Source organism: Desulfomarina profundi (genome assembly GCF_019703855.1).
GTDB lineage: Bacteria > Desulfobacterota > Desulfobulbia > Desulfobulbales > Desulfocapsaceae > Desulfomarina > Desulfomarina profundi.
Genome location: NZ_AP024086.1, coordinates 1,257,343 through 1,274,656 on the forward strand (window position 1 = coordinate 1,257,343; position 17,314 = coordinate 1,274,656).

Below are 17,314 nucleotides of genomic sequence, written 5' to 3' on the forward strand. Positions count from 1 at the left end.
TCTTGTCCTCGGCGGGAGTTATGTTGGCAGTTATTTTGTAATGAATGGGGCTCATGATAAAAATTTTTTATATAGTAGCCGGAGAATAATAGTGGTTGGGATTAAAATGAAAACTCCATGGATTATATACGGTATCCAGTGAGCAGAGATAACAGATATATTTGTAAAAAAAGATGCTTTGAGGCAAGTCAGCAATTCAGGAGGGAGATGAGAGATAATCATTGATTTAATCTGAGAAAAATGAATAAAGAGGAGTTTTTTCGGTGTGGCCTGTAACGTTGCCAAAAATGTCAGGATAAGAGCGATTATGGCAAGGCCAAATCCATATCTGTTAATAAGCGATGCCCTTTGTGCCTGCAGAAATTCATCGAGTTGTTGCAGCTTCTGCCTGACTTTCTCGAAGAGCTGTTCAACTTTCATTGCTTTACGACATTTTTCGTAGAGTTCTTCACCCTGTAGTGCCGCACTTATTTCTCTATGGAAAAAGATACTGTCAAAGCGAATAAATTCCGTTCTCAGTTTCTGTATTTTGTTGGCGGTTACAAAATGGTTTACTTTTGGCATGAGCTCTTCACTGGCAAGAGATAACCGATGAAGATAATTAATGAGAGAAACCCGGTGGTACAGTGTTAGAAGAGCCATAAAAACGTAATGGTTGTGAATGGTGGGTGCAATTTCATCGGCAAAAAATCTGCCGAATCCCATGTAGATATTTGAATAATTCGTATATCCGTAAAGGTTCCCTGAAGGGCCGTACCAACGCCTGTCTGTATTGTTTTGAATGCTTGTTTTTACAACATCGGGATCATATAAATATCCCACCGGTTCATTATTGCCTTCTGTGTCAACATAGAGTCCAAGTGAGTACAGGGCTTCGTAATATTCTTGGCCTGCCTTTTTTTCAGGTTTATTCCCCCACAAACCAAAATGGGAAATCAAAAAGAGCCTGTCGTCTAAAAGGGGGACGATTTGTTTATTTTCTGTCTTAACCAATCTTCCCACAAGCGTTTCAATCACAGTTGAAATGGGAGGAACAAGGTCATTCTTGAGTGTATTACCTGTGGCAGTCATTGATAATTTTGAGGTGATTTTTCTTCCTTCAGTCTTTAATTCAACAGTATCAGGATTTTTTCCTTCACTTTCCTGGGCCACAAAGGTCATATAGAGGATGCGCAGCAGGTTGTTAACCTTTAATAAATGGGAGACAGCTGTCAATGGAAGGGTTTTGCGGAGATTGTTATTCTTGCACAGTTGTTCGAAAAGTTGGAGAGGCTGTTCCAGCGAATCAAAATTTATTTCTTTTTCTATGGCAGGCAGACAAACTTTGAAAGACAGAATCTGGATATTATTATTTGGGAAAGAATAGATTGCCAGATGTTCAATATCTAATTCGGCTTTAAATTTGTCCTTAGCTTCTTCAGGGGTGCCGGATAGTTTTTTTTCTTTATGGGTGACAATCAGCTGGTCTTTCTGCTGGTTATTTTCATGGGGCAGAACAATTCTTTTTATGTGTGTACTTTTTTGGTTATCAGAACTGAAAAATAGTTTTCTGACTGTGGGGAGAAAATGGAGCGCGGCTGCTGTTGAATCGGCATCAGATATGGTATGAGGGCTTTCTATGGCTTTTTCTTGAAGTTTTACTTGCTGAGATTCGCCATCTTTTTCCAAGATAAAAGGAAAGAGGAACGTAGTGTTCCAGGATCGTACAGGTCTGCCGGAGGTCAGGCAAAATTCCAGGAGAAGGGTCAGAAGTGTGTCCCAGGGTGCTGTATCTCTTCTTGCTAACGCTCCGAAAAAACGGCTATGTCCGCCGCCGTACCACATTTTAAAGTGGGCCTTCAGTCTTTTGTCATTTATGATATCGTAAATAGGCTCACGCCATTTGTTCGGGCCATATAGCTCAACACGACAGGGTGTGATCTTGTTTCTCGTGGGATCGATACAGTCATGATGGCTGATGATAAGACATTTTTTCAGAATTAAATGTTTGTTTGTACGTTGACAGTCCAGCCACGTTTTTTTGTCGGGAAAACGAATGATTTCCGCAAGAGGTTTCTGGTATTTTTCGGGAATGACGCAGACTTCCAGATCGCCGAACGACCATTTATGGTGGATAGCTTGCTCGACTTCGTTGTAAAGCTCAGGTGCAACACCCGTAAGTTCTCTTTCTCTCCTGCGGATTTCGCACATTGTTTCATAATCCGCCCCCGCCTCCAAAAGACCATAAAGAAAATCCCTATCATTTGCGGCAATATACTTCATCTCACTGTGCTGTGGGTCGCTGAAACGAATATTTAGATGTTCTGTAAATTGTTCCAGGCTGCTAAGCGGATGTGTTCTATCGAGATCGTCATATTGGTGGTGATCAACAATAATGATTGTATGGCCTTCACGGCGTAACTGCTCCTCTTTTTCCGGTCCTGGGATTTCAACAATTATGACGGTTGTTTTCAGATCCTGGAATGTTTCTTCCGGTTCTGTTTCCAGTCTTGCCCCCCATGGTTGATGGGATTTCCTCACGTCGAGTCCTAATTCCTCTGCAAGCTTGAGTATTGTATGGCTTTCAAGATCATTTTCAGGACAGATTACTGAAACAGTGTGGTAGGAAATATGGTTCATGTAAAAGTTCCATTGCGTTGGATATTTTTTGTAATTCTTAGCATTATGGCTGAATTATCAAATTAATGCATTAGAAAATTGAAAACTTTTACCAGAGAAGCTCCACCATTGTTAAGAATTGTTACCGACCTGTCTTATGTTGGTTCTGATAGGGGGGGGACCAGCGACAATGCGGAAAAGGTAGTAATTTCAAGGATACTCTGCAACTGCAGAAAAAAATTAGAGGAACAGCTGATTTCGGTGTGTCTCAATCCTCTTCCTTAGCGAGGATACTCTGCAACACAAAAAGAAGTGATTAGGAGAAATTTTAAAAAGTCTCAATCCTCTTCCTTAGCGAGGATACTCTGCAACTCAACAAAAAATCCACCGACCGGCTGGAGATCTCCGTCTCAATCCTCTTCCTTAGCGAGGATACTCTGCAACCTTGACCAGGGCGGCGACATCACGCTGCTCTGGTCTCAATCCTCTTCCTTAGCGAGGATACTCTGCAACTGCACCCGGTTCCAATTTCGTTGCGAAATCAGTATAATATACTGTTTTATTTTTGACACTATTTTTCTGGAAAAAATTAACCAGATAAATGAACGGTTTTTTGGAAAATCCTGTTTTGCGGAATAAACTGACAAGTTCTATGATAACAGTATATTACATATGTGTATCAGGGAAAAACCGTGCCTGTTGTGTGCATAAGTCTATAAGTGCGAAAAAAATAACCGAATAAATAGTATTCTCAATGGGTTATACTGTGTTCCCAGCGGTTTTTTTAAAGACGTTATCTTTTCCGACCGATTTGCGGCTTTTGTAGGAAAAATTTACTCTATATATAGAGAATTGAGGGAAAAATAATTCTTCATCATGCATCGTCGAAATGGAGACGCTGTTACAATTCTTCCAGAGAGTCAACGAGACGGAACCCGACATCCTTCTATGGCAACAGGTGCAGACAGATCATTCGTTGTGGTGTTGTGGCTAAAATATGATCTGTAATGGTCTTTTTGGTGTTTTAATAATCAATATATTGACAATAACATCCATTCTGCTATACTTGATACATGCTGCCAAATCTCCTTACACCCAATGAAATGCAGGCGCAGTTGGCCCGGCGTTGCAAAACCCTGCGCCTTACCGCCGGTTATAAACGGGCCACCCTGGCCAACCGCTCCGGGGTCAGCGAAGGATCGTTAAAACGTTTTGAGGATATTGGTGAAATCTCACTGAAAAACCTCTTGCGCCTTGCCCATGCCCTTGGACGTCTTCCGGAATTTGCTCCCCTTTTTCAACCACCCGAGGCCGAAAGCCTTGCCGAATTAAAATCAACCGCAGAAAAACCGGTGCCGAAACGAGGCAGGATCTGATAATGGCAACCGGATACCGTGAAATAGAGGTATTTTTTACTCAAAGCCCGAAATTATCTTCACCGGTGGGGATGTTAGCCGAAAAAGACGGCTCGATCTTTTTCGAATATGATCAGCAATGGCTTACCCGCGGGCTGGAGTTATCCCCTTTTACCCTGCCGCTGCAAGCTGGGCTTATCCGGCACCGGGATTTTCGATTCGGACCTGTTTTCGGCCTGTTTGATGATTCCCTGCCGGATGGGTGGGGGCTGCTGCTGATGGATCGTTTTTTTCGCAGCCGGGGGTTGATCCGCTCACGGTTTCCATACTTGACAGGCTGCTTTATCTTGGCAGCAGAACCATGGGTGCGCTTACGTATCATCCTGCGGATCACAGAGAAAATGATACCTGGTTCCCCGGGTTGAATAATCTTGCAGAAGAAGCAAGGCAGGTGTATGCCGGAAAATCTGAAGATATCCTCCCGCAACTTATACGGGCAGGCGGCAGCCCCGGCGGCGCCAGGCCCAAGGTTCTTGTCGGGTATCATCCTGATACCGGGGAAATGGTATCAGGAGAAGGGGAAATTCCTCCCGGCTTTGAGCATTGGATTGTCAAGTTTTCAGCCCGTGAAGATTTTGATGATCCTGGCCCTGTGGAATACGCCTATGCCGAAATGGCAGGGGCCGCAGGCATTGCAATGGAAGAGAGCCGGCTTTTTACTGTTGGTGACAATGACCATTTCTTCGGGGTGAAACGCTTTGACCGGCAGCCGGGGAATAACCGGCGTCATATCCATACGCGTCATATCCATACATTTGGCAATCTTGTTCATGCGGATTTCCGTGTGCCGGGGAGTGATTATGCCGATCTTTTTAAGGCCACCAGCCTGTTGACCCGTAACTACCAGGATCTTGAACGTGTATATCGACTGATGGTCTTCAATGTTCTGGCCCATAACCGTGATGATCATGTGAAAAATTTTTCGTTTCTGCTCGATGATACAACAGGTGAATGGTCGTTTGCGCCGGCCTATGACCTGACCTTTGCCAGGGGGCCGGGAGGAGAACATACAACCACGGTTCTTGGTGAAGGGCTGCGACCGGAAAAAGATCGGATGCTGCAACTGGCAGAACAATCAGGTATCGCCCCCAGGCGATCATCTGCCATTTTCAGGGAAGTGGCAGAGGCTGTTGCCGGATGGCCTGAATTTGCAGGTCGCGCAGGGGTGGCGAAGGCAACAATCAAAGAGATTACATCGTTTCTTTGAGCCGGATTGGTCGGTGACTGGGCAATTCTTCGTTGACCGGCAGTCCGTATTCTCCCACCGCAGCCAATGAGCGGTGAAATTCTATAAACTCCTGTCAGAAACTTTCCACTGATCTTCCTGAGATACAACTCAAAAACATCAAAATACCTAACTGTCAGTCAGCGGTCAGTGACTGAATAACTCTATGCAATCCTGTGCATTGCCATAAGCAGAGGATTCTCACCATTTTTTCAAGACCAGTCTCAATCCTCTTCTTTAGCGAGGATACTCTGCAACTTTGTAATGGATACGGAAACAACTGACCTTGAAGAGTCTCAATCCTCTTCTTTAGCGAGGATACTCTGCAACGGGCTATAAAGGTAGTGTTGCTGTAGCTCATGGGTCTCAATCCTCTTCTTTAGTGAGGATACTCTGCAACGTAAAACAGAGCCTAGTCATACTACGCATACGTCTCAATCCTCTTCTTTAGCGAGGATACTCTGCAACATAAAGAAAAAAGATTATCTCCTGTTAATAGAATGTCTCAATCCTCTTCTTTAGCGAGGATACTCTGCAACAGCATTTAACAAATTAGGAAATGTAATGAGCAAACTGTCTCAATCCTCTTCTTTAGCGAGGATACTCTGCAACAAAATACCGTCTGAATATGCAGCCACTTCAGGGTCTCAATCCTCTTCTTTAGCGAGGATACTCTGCAACTCCGGCAGTGCCACTAATTGGCAACTGGTCAGTCGGTCTCAATCCTCTTCTTTAGCGAGGATACTCTGCAACCAAATCAAAAACTGCGAAGGAGGCGTGTGCATAGCTGTCTCAATCCTCTTCTTTAGCGAGGATACTCTGCAACGGAAGAAAAGATGGTTGACATCATTAAAGACAATGTCTCAATCCTCTTCTTTAGCGAGGATACTCTGCAACCCAGCGCTGGAACGATATATAATCAGGTTAGGTGTGGTCTCAATCCTCTTCTTTAGCGAGGATACTCTGCAACACACTCAGATTAGGGGTGATGTGGCGGCTAACATTGGTCTCAATCCTCTTCTTTAGCGAGGATACTCTGCAACATCAATAACAATTAACAGTACGGCTTACACAAACTCGTCTCAATCCTCTTCTTTAGCGAGGATACTCTGCAACATAACGGAGTGCAGATAGAGGTAGACAACTGTACGTCTCAATCCTCTTCTTTAGCGAGGATACTCTGCAACTGCACCGGGTTCCAATTCACCTGTAAAATCAGTATAATATACTGTGTTCTTTTTGACACTAATTTTCTGGAAAAAATTAACCAGATAAATGAACGGTTTTTTTAAAAATCCTGTTTTGCGAAATAATCTGAAATATTGCATGATAACAGGATATTACATATTTATATCAGTGAAAAACCGTGCCTATTGTGTGTATAAGTTCATAAGTGTGGAAAAAATAACCTGATAAATCGTATTATCAATTGGTTACGCTATATTGGCGACGGTTTTATGGCTTTCTATTTTCTGGTTACCTGTGAAACACAGCCACAATAAATCACCCGCCGGCAAAGTCCGGAAGGAATTACATACCGGGGATACGCGGTATTTTCCCCAGTTTGGAATTTCGGCAATACCAGCCCCATCCTTTTTTCAACCAGTGGCCGACAATCGGCAGAGGGATTATCCTGCCAACCTTATTGTTTCTGTAAACAAAGGCGGCTCCATTTCCTGTATCCATGACGCACAGGATATTCAGGTGTTTTTTATAACTGTATTGCGCGTCAATATCCCTGGTCTTGATGACTATATTTCGAGCTGTGTTTTTAGCCATCGCCTCAGCAACATGCCCCTGTTTGGCCCTCCACTCTGGTCCCAGAAGAGAGGCGGAGTCACCTATGGCATAGAGGCCGTCAAACCCTTCAATTTCATTGAATTCGTTTGTTACCACGAAACCTGCTTCGCTCACCGGTAATCCGGATTTCATCAAAATGTTATGTCCCGTGCCGGCGGCGATAAACATGGTAAGATCAGATTCTATTTTTTCCCCATCCTCAAAAACAATACCGTCCTCAACAAATTCCACGATTTTTGAGCCGACCTTTTTTCTGATATTGGAGGAGGCAAGCATTTTATCCAGCATCACCAGTGCCTTATTCCCCATCTTTTGGCCAGGTTTTTCCATGGGGGCAAAGAAGGTTAATTCGAAATTCTTTCGGATGCCTTTTTTCTTCAGAAAATTGTGGATATTGAAGAGCACTTCAAATGCAGGGCCTCCACGCACGGCGGAACTGTCGTTCGGATTCCCGCCGAAGCCTACGGCTATCTTTCCGGAAGACTTTTGCACCAGAGAATTCAGGCGATCATGGAGTGCTGTTGCTTCTTCCGGTTTCCCGCAGATGGAAAGGGTATGTTCCATTCCCTTCATCCGGATCTTGTCTTGTCCAAGGGCGACAACAATATACTCAAAGTCATCCAGCACACGTCCACTCTCAAGGGTTACTCTTTTCTCCCTTGCCTCAAAAGAGACTATCGGATCAACGATCAACTGAAAACCATGTTTGGCAGCGAGTGCGTCAAGCGGTACGGAAACATCTTCTGTTGTCACTTCACCGGTTGGAATCCAGATAGAGGTGGGATAAATATAAAAAAAATCCCTGTCACTGACCAGGATGACATCGAAATTCTGTTTTCTCAGGTAAATTGCGGTTTCAACTCCGGCAAAGCCACCACCAAGCACTAAAATTTTTTCCATTCCAACTCCTTTATGTAATGCATTCGGTATTTGAAGGGGAAGTTTCTCTGTTTCCAGTATTTATATCCTACCTGAATCCTGGAGTTCAGAAAATGAAAAAATTACCAGATTGTGTCGAAACTCAGTTTAATAAAGCTGGCACATCCAGGCTGTGCATGGATTTTATGGGTAATCAGGAAAAATTATCGTTCCCAGAGCCTGAGGGCAAGTTGATAGACCGTTGACCTGGAAACGCCCAGGTCGGAGGCAATACGTTTGCTGACGTCTTTCAGGGACAGGTCGCTGTTATCCCGATACCAGTTGATCAGCTCCTCAATACTCTCTCCCTTCACGGCCATTTTTTCTCCAGGTTGAATGATAATCACAAATTCACCTTTCTGTTTTTTTTCGGCGGCCTTTTTCCTGAGACATGCGAGATCGCTTTGTTCGAGCTCTTCGAAGGTTTTTGTCAATTCCCTGGCCCAGAGGGTCTTGCGGTTGCCGAAAATCTCAAGGGCATCCGTGAGCAGCCCTTCAATTCGGTGGGGGGATTCATAGAAGGCGACAGGGTATTCACAGTCCTTGAGGGATTTCAGCAATTTTCGCCTCTGTCCCTTTTTTGATGGGGCAAAACCGTGAAATAAAAAACCGGTTTGCTCAAACCCGGAGGCGGACATGGCGGAGATCAGTGCCGATGGGCCGGGCAGGGGAACGATGGGAATCCCGTGCTCATGGGCAAGGCGTACCAGAACCGAGCCGGGATCGGAAATGGCTGGAGTCCCGGCATCGCTGACGAGAGCAATATTTTTTCCTTCGGTCAGCATGTCCAGGATCTGAGCCCCCCGTTGTGCCTCTTTTTCCCGGTAATAACTGATAAGCCTGGTAGTTATGCCAAGATGGTTGAGCAATTTTTTTGTATGACGGGTATCTTCCGCGGCGATCAGATCCACCTCTTTTAAAATTCTGATCGCCCGCAGGGTGATATCTTCCAGATTGCCGATGGGTGTGGGGACAATATACAGGGTTCCGTATGCTGATGGTGGTGGGGGTGTCATGGGTTAAAAAAGAGAAAAGTAGAACCTGAATCCAGGATTCAGGTCGAAGAAAAATGAGAAACGGTGAATTGCCCGCATTATGATCAAACCACGAAGAAAATGCACCAGCTTTCTTGCTTTTCCTCTTTTCCTGTAGTTCATTGAAAATAAAGTAATGGAAAAAATCACGGAAAGTGGAAGGAAAAAGGAAAATGAACAAGCGTAATAAACATATAGGTATTCTTACGGCCGGTGGGGACAGTCCGGGGTTGAATGCGGCGATACGCGCGATCGGCAAGGCGGCCCTGGCAACGGGCAGAATGGATATCGTCGGTTTCAGGGACGGTTTTCGGGGCCTGCTTGAAAACCGTACCATGCGCCTTGATCGGGATGTGCTTTCCTCCATCCTCACCAGGGGCGGAACGATCCTGGGCACCAGCCGGGACAAACCGCACAAGATGATGGTGGGTGGTGAAATAATGGATATGACGGACGCCCTGTGTGCCAACTATCATCATCACAGCCTGGATGTGCTGGTCTGCATCGGCGGTGGCGGAACCCAGAAAAACGCCTGGCGACTGGCCCAGAAAGGGCTCAATATCATTACCCTGCCAAAAACCATTGATAATGACGTGGCCATGACCGATGTGACCTTCGGTTTTGACACGGCCATGGAGATTGCCACCGAGGCCATAGACCGGCTTCATTCCACAGCCCACAGTCACCATCGAATCATCGTGGTGGAGATTATGGGCCACAATGCCGGCTGGCTGGCCCTGGGTGCCGGGATGGCCGGTGGGGCTGATGTGATTCTCATCCCTGAAATTCCCTATGATCTGGAAGAGGTGGCGGCGGCCATCCGCAAACGAAAGCAGCGGGGAACCAACTTCAGTATCGTGGCGGTGGCGGAAGGGGCCATGGATGTGGAAAACAGTCGAATTTATCATAAACTGCGGGAGGAAAAGCAGAAGGCCAAGGAGGAAGGTGATTCCAGGAAGAAAAAGAAGGCCAACGAGGCCCTGCAGAAGTTTGCTGCTGTAAATCGTGGGAATACGGTACAATTAACGAAAAAATTAGAAGAAATGACAGGGCTGGAATCCCGCCTGACGATTCTCGGGCATGTGCAGCGGGGCGGTACGCCATCCGCCGCTGACCGGTTGCTGGCCACCTGGCTGGGAAACAGTTGTGTCAACTGTATCGAGCAGGATCTGTATGGAGTGATGGTGGCCAGGAGCGGCAACACCACGAAACCGGTACCGCTGGAAGAAGTGGTTGGCAGGAAAAACCTGGTGCCGCCTGATCATCCCTGGGTCCAAAGTGCCCGTAACGTGGGCACCTGTTTCGGGGGCTGGTAGTTTTTTCTGTGACCTACAGGGAATATTTGCCCCGGTATCCTCTCGGGGTGATAATCAGGTCGTTCCAGGTGTAGCTCTGGGAGTTGCCGATTATCACTGTAGACTGCATGGTTATTTCATTGTCAAGCATATTGTCCAGGGTAGTGATGGCGATTTTTTCGTTTTCCCTGGTTGCAGCGGTGACGATGCCCACCGGGGTTTTCGGTTCCCGGTGTTCCAGAAAAATTTCCCTGGTTTTGACAATCTGCTCAGTGCGTTTTTTTGATTTGGGATTATAGATGGCTGTGACAAAATCAGCCGCGGCCACAGCCCGCAGTCGTTTTTCGATCAATTCCCAGGGAGTGAGCAAATCAGAGAGACTGACGGCGGCGAAATCGTGCATCAGCGGGGCACCGAGCCGGGCGGCGCAGGAGTTGATGGCGGCCAGTCCGGCAATGATTTCTATTGCACAGGAGTAATCATTTTCCCTGGCAAGTTCATAGACCAGTCCGGCCATGGCATAGATGCCGGGATCGCCACCGCAGACCAGGGCCACCTTTTTTCCACTGTCCGCAATGGTAAGAGATTCCCGGCAGCGATCCACCTCCTTCATCATCTGCGAGGAGATGACTTCCTTTTCTTTTGTCAGAAAAGAGGGGATGAGATCCAGGTAGGTTTTGTAGCCGATGATCGTTTCTGCCGTTTCAAGAGCTTTTGCTGCCGCTCCTGTCATATAGAGTTCTGATCCCGGACCCGTGCCGACAACATAGAGGGTACCAGGGCTATTGCCATTGTTATGTTTTTCCATTTTCTTTTCCTGCAGAGTAAATGTTGTGTATTTCCGCTGAGAAGCGCGGACGGTTCGGCCACGCCGATTGCCCCCACGGCCTTCAGGGCCGCGGAGGAGATATCAAGATTGTCGATGTTCAGTCCGTTGATTTCTTCTTTTGTAAAAAAATCAATGGGCCATTCGTTTTTTTGCGCAAATGCAAGCAGACCTTCCTCATCATTTTTTTTATCAATGGACGCCAGGTTGCGGATACAGAGGCGGCTCAGTCCATTGTCGTTCAGCAGTTGGGCAAGGCTCTCCTCAAATTCGCGGGCAGGGGTTCCCCGGTTGCAGCCGACACCCACAACAAGGTTGCGGGGCCGGAACATGCAGGCCCGGCTGTCCGGGTACAGGCGGTGGCTGACAATGATATCAGCTGCGTCCGGATCGGTGACGGCAGCCAGTTCTTCCGGCAGGGAGCGGCTGGTGAGATCCGTGTAGAAAAAGAGCGATTTGCGGTTGACCAGTTTTGTGCTTGCCCGGGTGAGCTTTTCCTGATCCTCCACCATAAGGCCGTTTTCCCTGGCCCACAGGTCGAGGGGGAGGAGACCGAGGGTGTCCGAGGCGGTTGTTATAACAGGTTTTCCGCCGGTTATGGTCGCCAGGCGGACGGCGAGTTCGTTGCCGCCGCCGATATGGCCTGAAAGAAGGCTGATGGCGTGTTGCCCCTGTTCGTCCATGATAACGACGCAGGGGTCCTTATGTTTATGGAGCAGCAGGGGGGCGATGGCCCGCACAACGATTCCGGCTGCCATGATGAAGATAAAACCGTCAAAATTCTGCCAGTTTTCGGCCACAACTTCAGCAATTTTTTTTGATCCCCGGGGAAGATATGTGGCGCCAGGGAGGGCCGCCGTCAGTTTGTCTGCCAGATTTTTTCCGCCGCTGGTAATGGAGAGGATTGCCAGTTTCATACCTTGCCTTTTCTGTACCCGTGGCTGAAGGATTTATCATACAGCCTGGAGAGCGCAGGAGGCGGGCCTTCCGCCAGGACATCACCCACGGCGATTATGGCGGTTTTGGTTATTCCAGCTTCTTTAACCTGGGTGGCAATTGTCGCGAGTGTCCCCCGGAGGATGTTTTCATCGGGCCAGCTCACCTTTTCCACTATGGCCACGGGGGTTGTATCTGTGTATCCCCCAGCCAGCAGGTCGTCCACCACCTTGTCGATCATGCTGACACTGAGAAAGATCATCATGGTAGCTTTATGTGAGGCCAGGCTGACCAGGTCCTGTTTTTCGGGAACGGGGGTTCTACCTGCCCTGCGGGTGAAAATGACGGTCTGGGAGACTTCGGGCAGGGTCAGTTCCGTTGCCAGGGCGGCTGCTGAAGCGGTACCGGAACTGACACCGGGAACAACGGTAAACGGGATATCATGTTCATTGAAGAGGGCCATCTGCTCATTGATGGCCCCGTAAATTGCCGGGTCACCCGTATGGAGGCGGACAATTTTTTTCCCCTTTTTCCAGGCCCTGTGGATAAGCTCAAAGACTTCGTCCAGGTTCATTCCGGCGGAGTCATGAACTTCCGCCGGAAGGTTTGTGACCAGGGCGCGGGGTACCAGGCTGCCAGTGAAGATGACAAGATCCGCCTCACGCAGCAGTCGACGGCCCTTGACGGTGATAAGCTCGGGGTCGCCGGGACCGGCCCCGACGAAATGGACCATCTGCCTGACAGGTTCTCCACTGGTTTTGCCTCTGTTCTCTGCGCTGTTCATTTTTTTCCTGTTATAACGGTTATGGGATTAAAGTGTTGGGTGTTATTGTCATTTTCATCACCAAAGGTGGATCGGCTCACCCGGATAAGCGAGCGGCTGACCGAAAGTCCGCATTCGGCCATGGCCGCGGGGGCTGTGCGAGTTGTTTTCTCGATGACGCCATTGACAACCAGGCGCCCTTTTTCCGGGAGTTGCGCGGCGGCGATATGGATTATCTGCCGTAATGCACCGGAACTTCCACCGATAAAGACCCGGTCGGGTGCGGGCAGGTCCTGGAGCATTTCAGGGGCCCGGCCGAAAACCGGAACCACGTTGAAACAGTGGAAGCGGCGGATATTTTCTTTGATATTTTCCAGCTCTTCCATCTTGTGTTCAATGGTATAGACGGTCAGGCCGGGATTGGTCCTGGCCGCTTCAATGGAAATGGACCCACTGCCGCCCCCTACGTCCCAGAAGACACCGGTGCGGGGGAGTCTGAGCTGATGAAGGGTGACAGCCCTTACCTCGCTCTTGGTGATCAGGCCGCGGCTGTGGCAGATTTCGTCCTCGGTGAGCCCCAGGCCGAACTCCCGGTGCAGCAGACCTGACTGAGTTTTCTTTTCCCTGGTAAGGCAGAATATATTGAGAGCGGAAAACCGACGTTTGCCTGTTTCGGCAAGTGATCCCCTGAAAATTTTTTCGCTTTCAAGGTCAATATCTTCGACAACATGCACCCTGAGATTTTTTCCAATTTGCCCCTTGTCCCCGATGAGTTCGAGGTAATTAAGAATTTTTCGGGCGATGATGTCAGGGCTGTTGTTTTTATCTGTAAAAACAAAAGCTTTGTGATGAAGGAGCAGCAGTCCGGGGATGTGATGGTGACTTCTTCCGTGAAGGCTGATAATCCTGCCGTCATCCCAGCTGATTTTAAAGCGTGCGGCGGCTCGCTGCACGGCACTGAGGGCGGGGTGGATTTCAACCCTGTCACACCCGAACTCTTCCAGGATACGTTTGCCTATACCGTAAAAAAGCGGGTCCCCGCTGGCAAGAATGGCCACGTTGCCGGTTTGCAGCGCTTCCCTCGTGGCGCTGAAGGCTGTAGCCAGCGGGGCAACCGGGATTCGCCGGCCGTTAAACTGTTCGACCAGGTTCTGTAACCTCTCAGTTCCCACGAGAAGGGTACATTGACCCAGCAGGGTCTGTGATTGCAAAACCAGGCCATTGTCGCTGGTGCCAATGAGGAAAATTTTATACATGGGCCAGAATCCTTGCCTTGTGATCCACCAGATAGACCTTCACCTTTCTGCCGCTGACATCCTCAGCGTATTCCCTGGCCTTATGGCAGACCGCGGTGATAATTTCGCTCCGGCCCGCTTCCTCAAGATGTTTGTACATCTCCCTGGCTGTGTTGGATTTCTCTATTTTTTCAAGCACTTTGCCGTTGGCACCCAGCTCCTTGAGAAGTCTTGCGGCGTCAATCATTTCCAGGGCTCCGTTACGCACATGGGTCTGGGGAACGCGCAGGGCCGCTTTGACGATTTTGGCCCACATACCGGAGAGGTGGATGGTGGTAAAGTCGTGTTTTGCAGCCTCAAGAAGTGAAAACTCCAGGTAGTCTCCCATCATGGCAAAGGCTTCCTCCTCCAGGTCAAGGAGCTTCTGGGCCCCTTTTTCCGAAGTTCTGCCAGTGGAAATCACGATATCCTTCAGGCCGGCTTCTTTTGCCACATCCATGGAGGCCTTGATGGTGGCGGTCCAGGCGTCGGCGGAAACGGGTCTGACAATACCGGTCGTGCCGAGAATGGAGATGCCGCCCACCACGCCGAGGCGATAGTTCAGTGTTTTTTCGACGAGTTCGGCTCCTTTCGGCACGATAATGGTGATCGTTACCCGGCCCTTTGGCACAGCCTCACGCACTGCTGCTGTAATCATCTTCCGGGGAACAGGATTGATGGCCGGTTCTCCGGCCCTGACCGCCAGACCCGGTTTTGTGACTTTGCCCACGCCGGAGCCGCCGCAGAGGTACAGACCGTCTATCTCCACGCAGTTTGCGGGATCGGGATTATTCAGGTCTGCCCTGGCGCCAATCTCCGCACCATTGGTGACATCGGGATCGTCCCCGGCATCTTTTATGATATATGCCTCAAAACTGCCGTCACTATTGTATCGTGTGGAGTCCACATGAAAAATTTTTCTGCTGCCGTCGGGAAAAGGAATTTCCACTGTAGCGGGTGGATTTTCCCCGCAGAGCATCAGGGCTGCCGCCTTGGCCGCGGCCGCAGCGCAGGAACCGGTAGTAAAACCACTGCGTAATCGTTTCGCCATTTTACTGTTGTGCCAGTCTGATTAACGCGTTGACGATTGCCGCGGCCACGGGGCTGCCACCCTTGCGGCCCAGGCTGGTGATGTGCAGGGGATTGTCACGGTGCAGCAGCGCTTTGGATTCGGCCGCATTGACAAAGCCGACCGGTACCCCGACAATAAGAGGTCTTTTTTTCTCCTCCATCTGCCCAACAAGCCTGATGGCCTCAAGAAGGGCTGTGGGAGCGTTGCCGATGGCGACAATACCGATATTTTCGCCCAAACCTTTTTCGATGGCGACCTCCGAGCGGGTTTTTGCGCTCTTTCTGGCAATTTCAGCAACCGTTTTGTCGGCCACATTGCAAAACACCCTGCCGCCCCATTGTGCCAGCATGCCCTTGCTGATACCTGCTGCCACCATGGTCACATCGGTGAGGATGTTTTTTCCGCCACGAATGGCGTCTATGGCCCCTTCGATGGCTCCGGGGGTAAAGCGCATATTGTCAAAGAAGGAGAAATCACCGGTGGCATGGATAACCCTCTGGATAACCTTGTAGGCGGGATCATCGGGATTTTCTATTTTTGTATCCAGTTCTTCGCTGATGATGCGGAAACTCTCTTCCTCGATCTTCAGCGGATCTATTTTACGTATTGTGATAGTCATTGTTTTCTCTTGTTTATATGAAAGTGTGGGTTAAAAACTCCAGTTACCGCGTCACTTTTATTGTTCGTTGTAGCTGTGGTCAAAAAATTGGTCCAGCTTTGCTGGTTTATATGAAAGTGTGGGTTAAAAACTCCAGTTACCGCGTCACTTTCAATGTTCATTGTGGCTGTGGTCCAAAATTTGGTCCAGCCTTGCTGGTTTTGAGCAATGGGAAATAAATGATTTTACCATGTGCGGATTATAACCGAAATGGAGGTGCATATATCCCCCCAGAACATTTTTATAACGATATCCTTCCTCCTGACCGTTGTTGACCCGATAGACTCTTTCTATGCTCTTCGGCATTTCTTCTATAGTTGAATAGTGGAACTCATGGCCCCTGAGAACACTGCCGGCGGGGCCGAAAAAACTCTCCCGTGTCGTTTCGATCTGACGATAGCCAAGGCTCGCTCTTTTTTTCTGCATCCTGGCCCTGACCGGAAAAATTGAGGCCATGGGAAAAAAGGAGTTATCGGAGTCGGCAATACCTTCGGTCAGGTACATGAAACCGCCACATTCACAGTAGACCGGGTTATTGTTTTCAGCAAAATTTTTTATCTCCGCGAGCATTGAACGGTTTGCGCTGAGCTGTGGACCATAGAGCTCGGGGTAGCCACCTCCCAGGTAGAGGCCATCGATATTTTCGGGAAGGGATCGGTCCTCAAGGGGGCTGAAAAAACAGAGTTCCGCTCCTCCATCCCGTAGAGAATCAAAATTATCCTCATAATAAAAGCAGAAGGCGCGATCTTTTGCCACACCTATGCGGCAGCGTTGAGGAACGGATTTTTCCTTTTGAGGATTCAGCGTTTTTCTTTCACTTTGGAAAAGCTCAAGGATTCGCCCAAGGTCGACATGTTCACTGATCGTCCTGATCAGGGTGGCGATGCCGTCTTCACTCAAAGGGGATTCCTCCCCGGTCAGTAACCCCAGGTGACGCCCGGGAATACTGAACTCCAGGGTTCGGGGAATATGGCCGAGGATCTCTGCATCGCAGTGTTTTTGAATGGCGTCAGTCACCAGTTGCAGATGACGCTTGCTGGCGACCCGGTTGAGGATGATTCCGCGCGGGGCGACGGCGGGATCAAGCATCTCAAAGCCCTTTACGACAGCCGCCGCACTTTCCGCAGTGGAGCGGACATCGAGCACCAGGATGGTCCCGACCCCGAGAACACGGGCGAGAGCGGCCGAGGAGGACTTGCCGCCGTCAAACATACCCATGACTCCTTCAATGATGGCAAGTTCGTGGCCTGAACTGTTTTTTTCATAACAGTGTCGGGTAAAATCCTCTCCGCACATCCACAGGTCCAGGTTTCTGGACACCTTTGCGGTGACCAGTTTATGGAGACCGGGATCGATGAAGTCGGGCCCGCATTTAAAGGGCTGCACGGATACACCCCTTGCCCTGAAAGCCGCCATCAGACCAAGTGCCACGGTGGTTTTTCCTGAGCCGCTGGAGGTTCCGGCGATGATCAGGGAGCTGGTTTTGTCTGTTGTCATATC

General features: G+C 48.9%; 14 protein-coding genes and 1 CRISPR repeat array. Of the genes, 4 read left to right on the forward strand and 10 right to left on the reverse strand.

Features of this window, described 5'->3' with window-relative positions:
* Positions 1-51: 51 nt before the first annotated feature.
* Positions 52-2,619, reverse strand: coding sequence for a hypothetical protein (locus tag LO777_RS05885; protein WP_228856605.1), 2,568 nt, complete (start codon positions 2,617-2,619; stop codon positions 52-54).
* 1,052 nt (positions 2,620-3,671) lie between these two features.
* On the opposite strand from LO777_RS05885, the gene LO777_RS05890 reads away from it, so the two are divergent.
* The 3 genes from LO777_RS05890 to LO777_RS05900 are packed head-to-tail and all read left to right on the forward strand — an operon-like array spanning position 3,672 to position 5,220.
* Positions 3,672-3,974: a helix-turn-helix domain-containing protein gene (locus tag LO777_RS05890; protein ID WP_228856606.1), complete on the forward strand. Its 303-nt coding sequence runs from the start codon at positions 3,672-3,674 to the stop codon at positions 3,972-3,974.
* 2 nt (positions 3,975-3,976) lie between these two features.
* A complete protein-coding gene (locus LO777_RS05895; RefSeq protein WP_228856607.1) occupies positions 3,977-4,378 on the forward strand; it encodes a HipA N-terminal domain-containing protein in 402 nt (133 codons plus the stop codon).
* Positions 4,315-5,220, forward strand: a complete 906-nt coding sequence (locus LO777_RS05900; protein WP_228856608.1) for a type II toxin-antitoxin system HipA family toxin — start codon at positions 4,315-4,317, stop codon at positions 5,218-5,220. Before LO777_RS05895 ends, LO777_RS05900 begins: the two co-directional genes overlap by 64 nt.
* A 239-nt stretch (positions 5,221-5,459) precedes the next feature.
* Positions 5,460-6,425: a CRISPR direct-repeat array (repeat unit 37 nt; unit sequence GTCTCAATCCTCTTCTTTAGCGAGGATACTCTGCAAC).
* 343 nt (positions 6,426-6,768) lie between these two features.
* Here LO777_RS05900 and LO777_RS05905 read toward each other — a convergent pair.
* Positions 6,769-7,938 carry an NAD(P)/FAD-dependent oxidoreductase gene (locus LO777_RS05905; RefSeq protein ID WP_228856609.1) on the reverse strand — a complete coding sequence of 390 codons (1,170 nt, stop codon included), beginning with the start codon at positions 7,936-7,938 and terminating at the stop codon, positions 6,769-6,771.
* Positions 7,939-8,120: 182 nt separating this feature from the next.
* A complete protein-coding gene (rsmI, locus tag LO777_RS05910; RefSeq protein WP_228856610.1) occupies positions 8,121-8,972 on the reverse strand; it encodes a 16S rRNA (cytidine(1402)-2'-O)-methyltransferase in 852 nt (283 codons plus the stop codon).
* Positions 8,973-9,163: 191 nt separating this feature from the next.
* Between rsmI and LO777_RS05915 the strand changes: the two genes are divergently transcribed.
* Positions 9,164-10,306, forward strand: a complete 1,143-nt coding sequence (locus LO777_RS05915; protein ID WP_228856611.1) for a 6-phosphofructokinase — start codon at positions 9,164-9,166, stop codon at positions 10,304-10,306.
* Positions 10,307-10,319: 13 nt separating this feature from the next.
* Here LO777_RS05915 and cobJ read toward each other — a convergent pair whose 3' ends face one another.
* The 7 genes from cobJ to LO777_RS05950 form a co-directional block, all read right to left on the reverse strand.
* Positions 10,320-11,093, reverse strand: a complete 774-nt coding sequence (gene cobJ / locus LO777_RS05920) for a precorrin-3B C(17)-methyltransferase (protein ID WP_228856612.1) — start codon at positions 11,091-11,093, stop codon at positions 10,320-10,322.
* Positions 11,015-12,028 carry a cobalt-precorrin 5A hydrolase gene (locus tag LO777_RS05925; protein WP_228856613.1) on the reverse strand — a complete coding sequence of 338 codons (1,014 nt, stop codon included), beginning with the start codon at positions 12,026-12,028 and terminating at the stop codon, positions 11,015-11,017. The genes cobJ and LO777_RS05925 overlap by 79 nt, the downstream gene beginning before the upstream one ends.
* Positions 12,025-12,831: a precorrin-4 C(11)-methyltransferase gene (gene cobM, locus LO777_RS05930; RefSeq protein ID WP_228856614.1), complete on the reverse strand. Its 807-nt coding sequence runs from the start codon at positions 12,829-12,831 to the stop codon at positions 12,025-12,027. The genes LO777_RS05925 and cobM overlap by 4 nt, the downstream gene beginning before the upstream one ends.
* A complete protein-coding gene (cbiE, locus tag LO777_RS05935; RefSeq protein ID WP_228856615.1) occupies positions 12,828-14,066 on the reverse strand; it encodes a precorrin-6y C5,15-methyltransferase (decarboxylating) subunit CbiE in 1,239 nt (412 codons plus the stop codon). Before cbiE ends, cobM begins: the two co-directional genes overlap by 4 nt.
* Entirely contained in the window at positions 14,059-15,135 is a 1,077-nt protein-coding gene (gene cbiD / locus LO777_RS05940) for a cobalt-precorrin-5B (C(1))-methyltransferase CbiD (RefSeq protein WP_228856616.1), read from the reverse strand. Before cbiD ends, cbiE begins: the two co-directional genes overlap by 8 nt.
* A gap of 1 nt (position 15,136) precedes the next feature.
* A complete protein-coding gene (locus tag LO777_RS05945) occupies positions 15,137-15,775 on the reverse strand; it encodes a precorrin-8X methylmutase (protein ID WP_228856617.1) in 639 nt (212 codons plus the stop codon).
* Positions 15,776-15,925: 150 nt separating this feature from the next.
* On the reverse strand, positions 15,926-17,311 hold the full coding sequence (locus tag LO777_RS05950; protein ID WP_228856618.1) for a cobyrinate a,c-diamide synthase: 1,386 nt from the start codon (positions 17,309-17,311) through the stop codon (positions 15,926-15,928).
* Positions 17,312-17,314 lie beyond the last annotated feature (3 nt).

Bases quoted from the DNA above. Each gene is read 5' to 3' on its own strand.
- LO777_RS05885 (WP_228856605.1), bottom strand. From the start codon at position 2,619: ATGAACCATATTTCCTACCACACTGTTTCAGTAATCTGTCCTGAAAAT.
- LO777_RS05890 (WP_228856606.1), top strand. From the start codon at position 3,672: ATGCTGCCAAATCTCCTTACACCCAATGAAATGCAGGCGCAGTTGGCC.
- LO777_RS05895 (WP_228856607.1), top strand. From the start codon at position 3,977: ATGGCAACCGGATACCGTGAAATAGAGGTATTTTTTACTCAAAGCCCG.
- LO777_RS05900 (WP_228856608.1), top strand. From the start codon at position 4,315: ATGGGTGCGCTTACGTATCATCCTGCGGATCACAGAGAAAATGATACC.
- LO777_RS05905 (WP_228856609.1), bottom strand. From the start codon at position 7,938: ATGGAAAAAATTTTAGTGCTTGGTGGTGGCTTTGCCGGAGTTGAAACC.
- rsmI (WP_228856610.1), bottom strand. From the start codon at position 8,972: ATGACACCCCCACCACCATCAGCATACGGAACCCTGTATATTGTCCCC.
- LO777_RS05915 (WP_228856611.1), top strand. From the start codon at position 9,164: ATGAACAAGCGTAATAAACATATAGGTATTCTTACGGCCGGTGGGGAC.
- cobJ (WP_228856612.1), bottom strand. From the start codon at position 11,093: ATGGAAAAACATAACAATGGCAATAGCCCTGGTACCCTCTATGTTGTC.
- LO777_RS05925 (WP_228856613.1), bottom strand. From the start codon at position 12,028: ATGAAACTGGCAATCCTCTCCATTACCAGCGGCGGAAAAAATCTGGCA.
- cobM (WP_228856614.1), bottom strand. From the start codon at position 12,831: ATGAACAGCGCAGAGAACAGAGGCAAAACCAGTGGAGAACCTGTCAGG.
- cbiE (WP_228856615.1), bottom strand. From the start codon at position 14,066: ATGTATAAAATTTTCCTCATTGGCACCAGCGACAATGGCCTGGTTTTG.
- cbiD (WP_228856616.1), bottom strand. From the start codon at position 15,135: ATGGCGAAACGATTACGCAGTGGTTTTACTACCGGTTCCTGCGCTGCG.
- LO777_RS05945 (WP_228856617.1), bottom strand. From the start codon at position 15,775: ATGACTATCACAATACGTAAAATAGATCCGCTGAAGATCGAGGAAGAG.
- LO777_RS05950 (WP_228856618.1), bottom strand. From the start codon at position 17,311: ATGACAACAGACAAAACCAGCTCCCTGATCATCGCCGGAACCTCCAGC.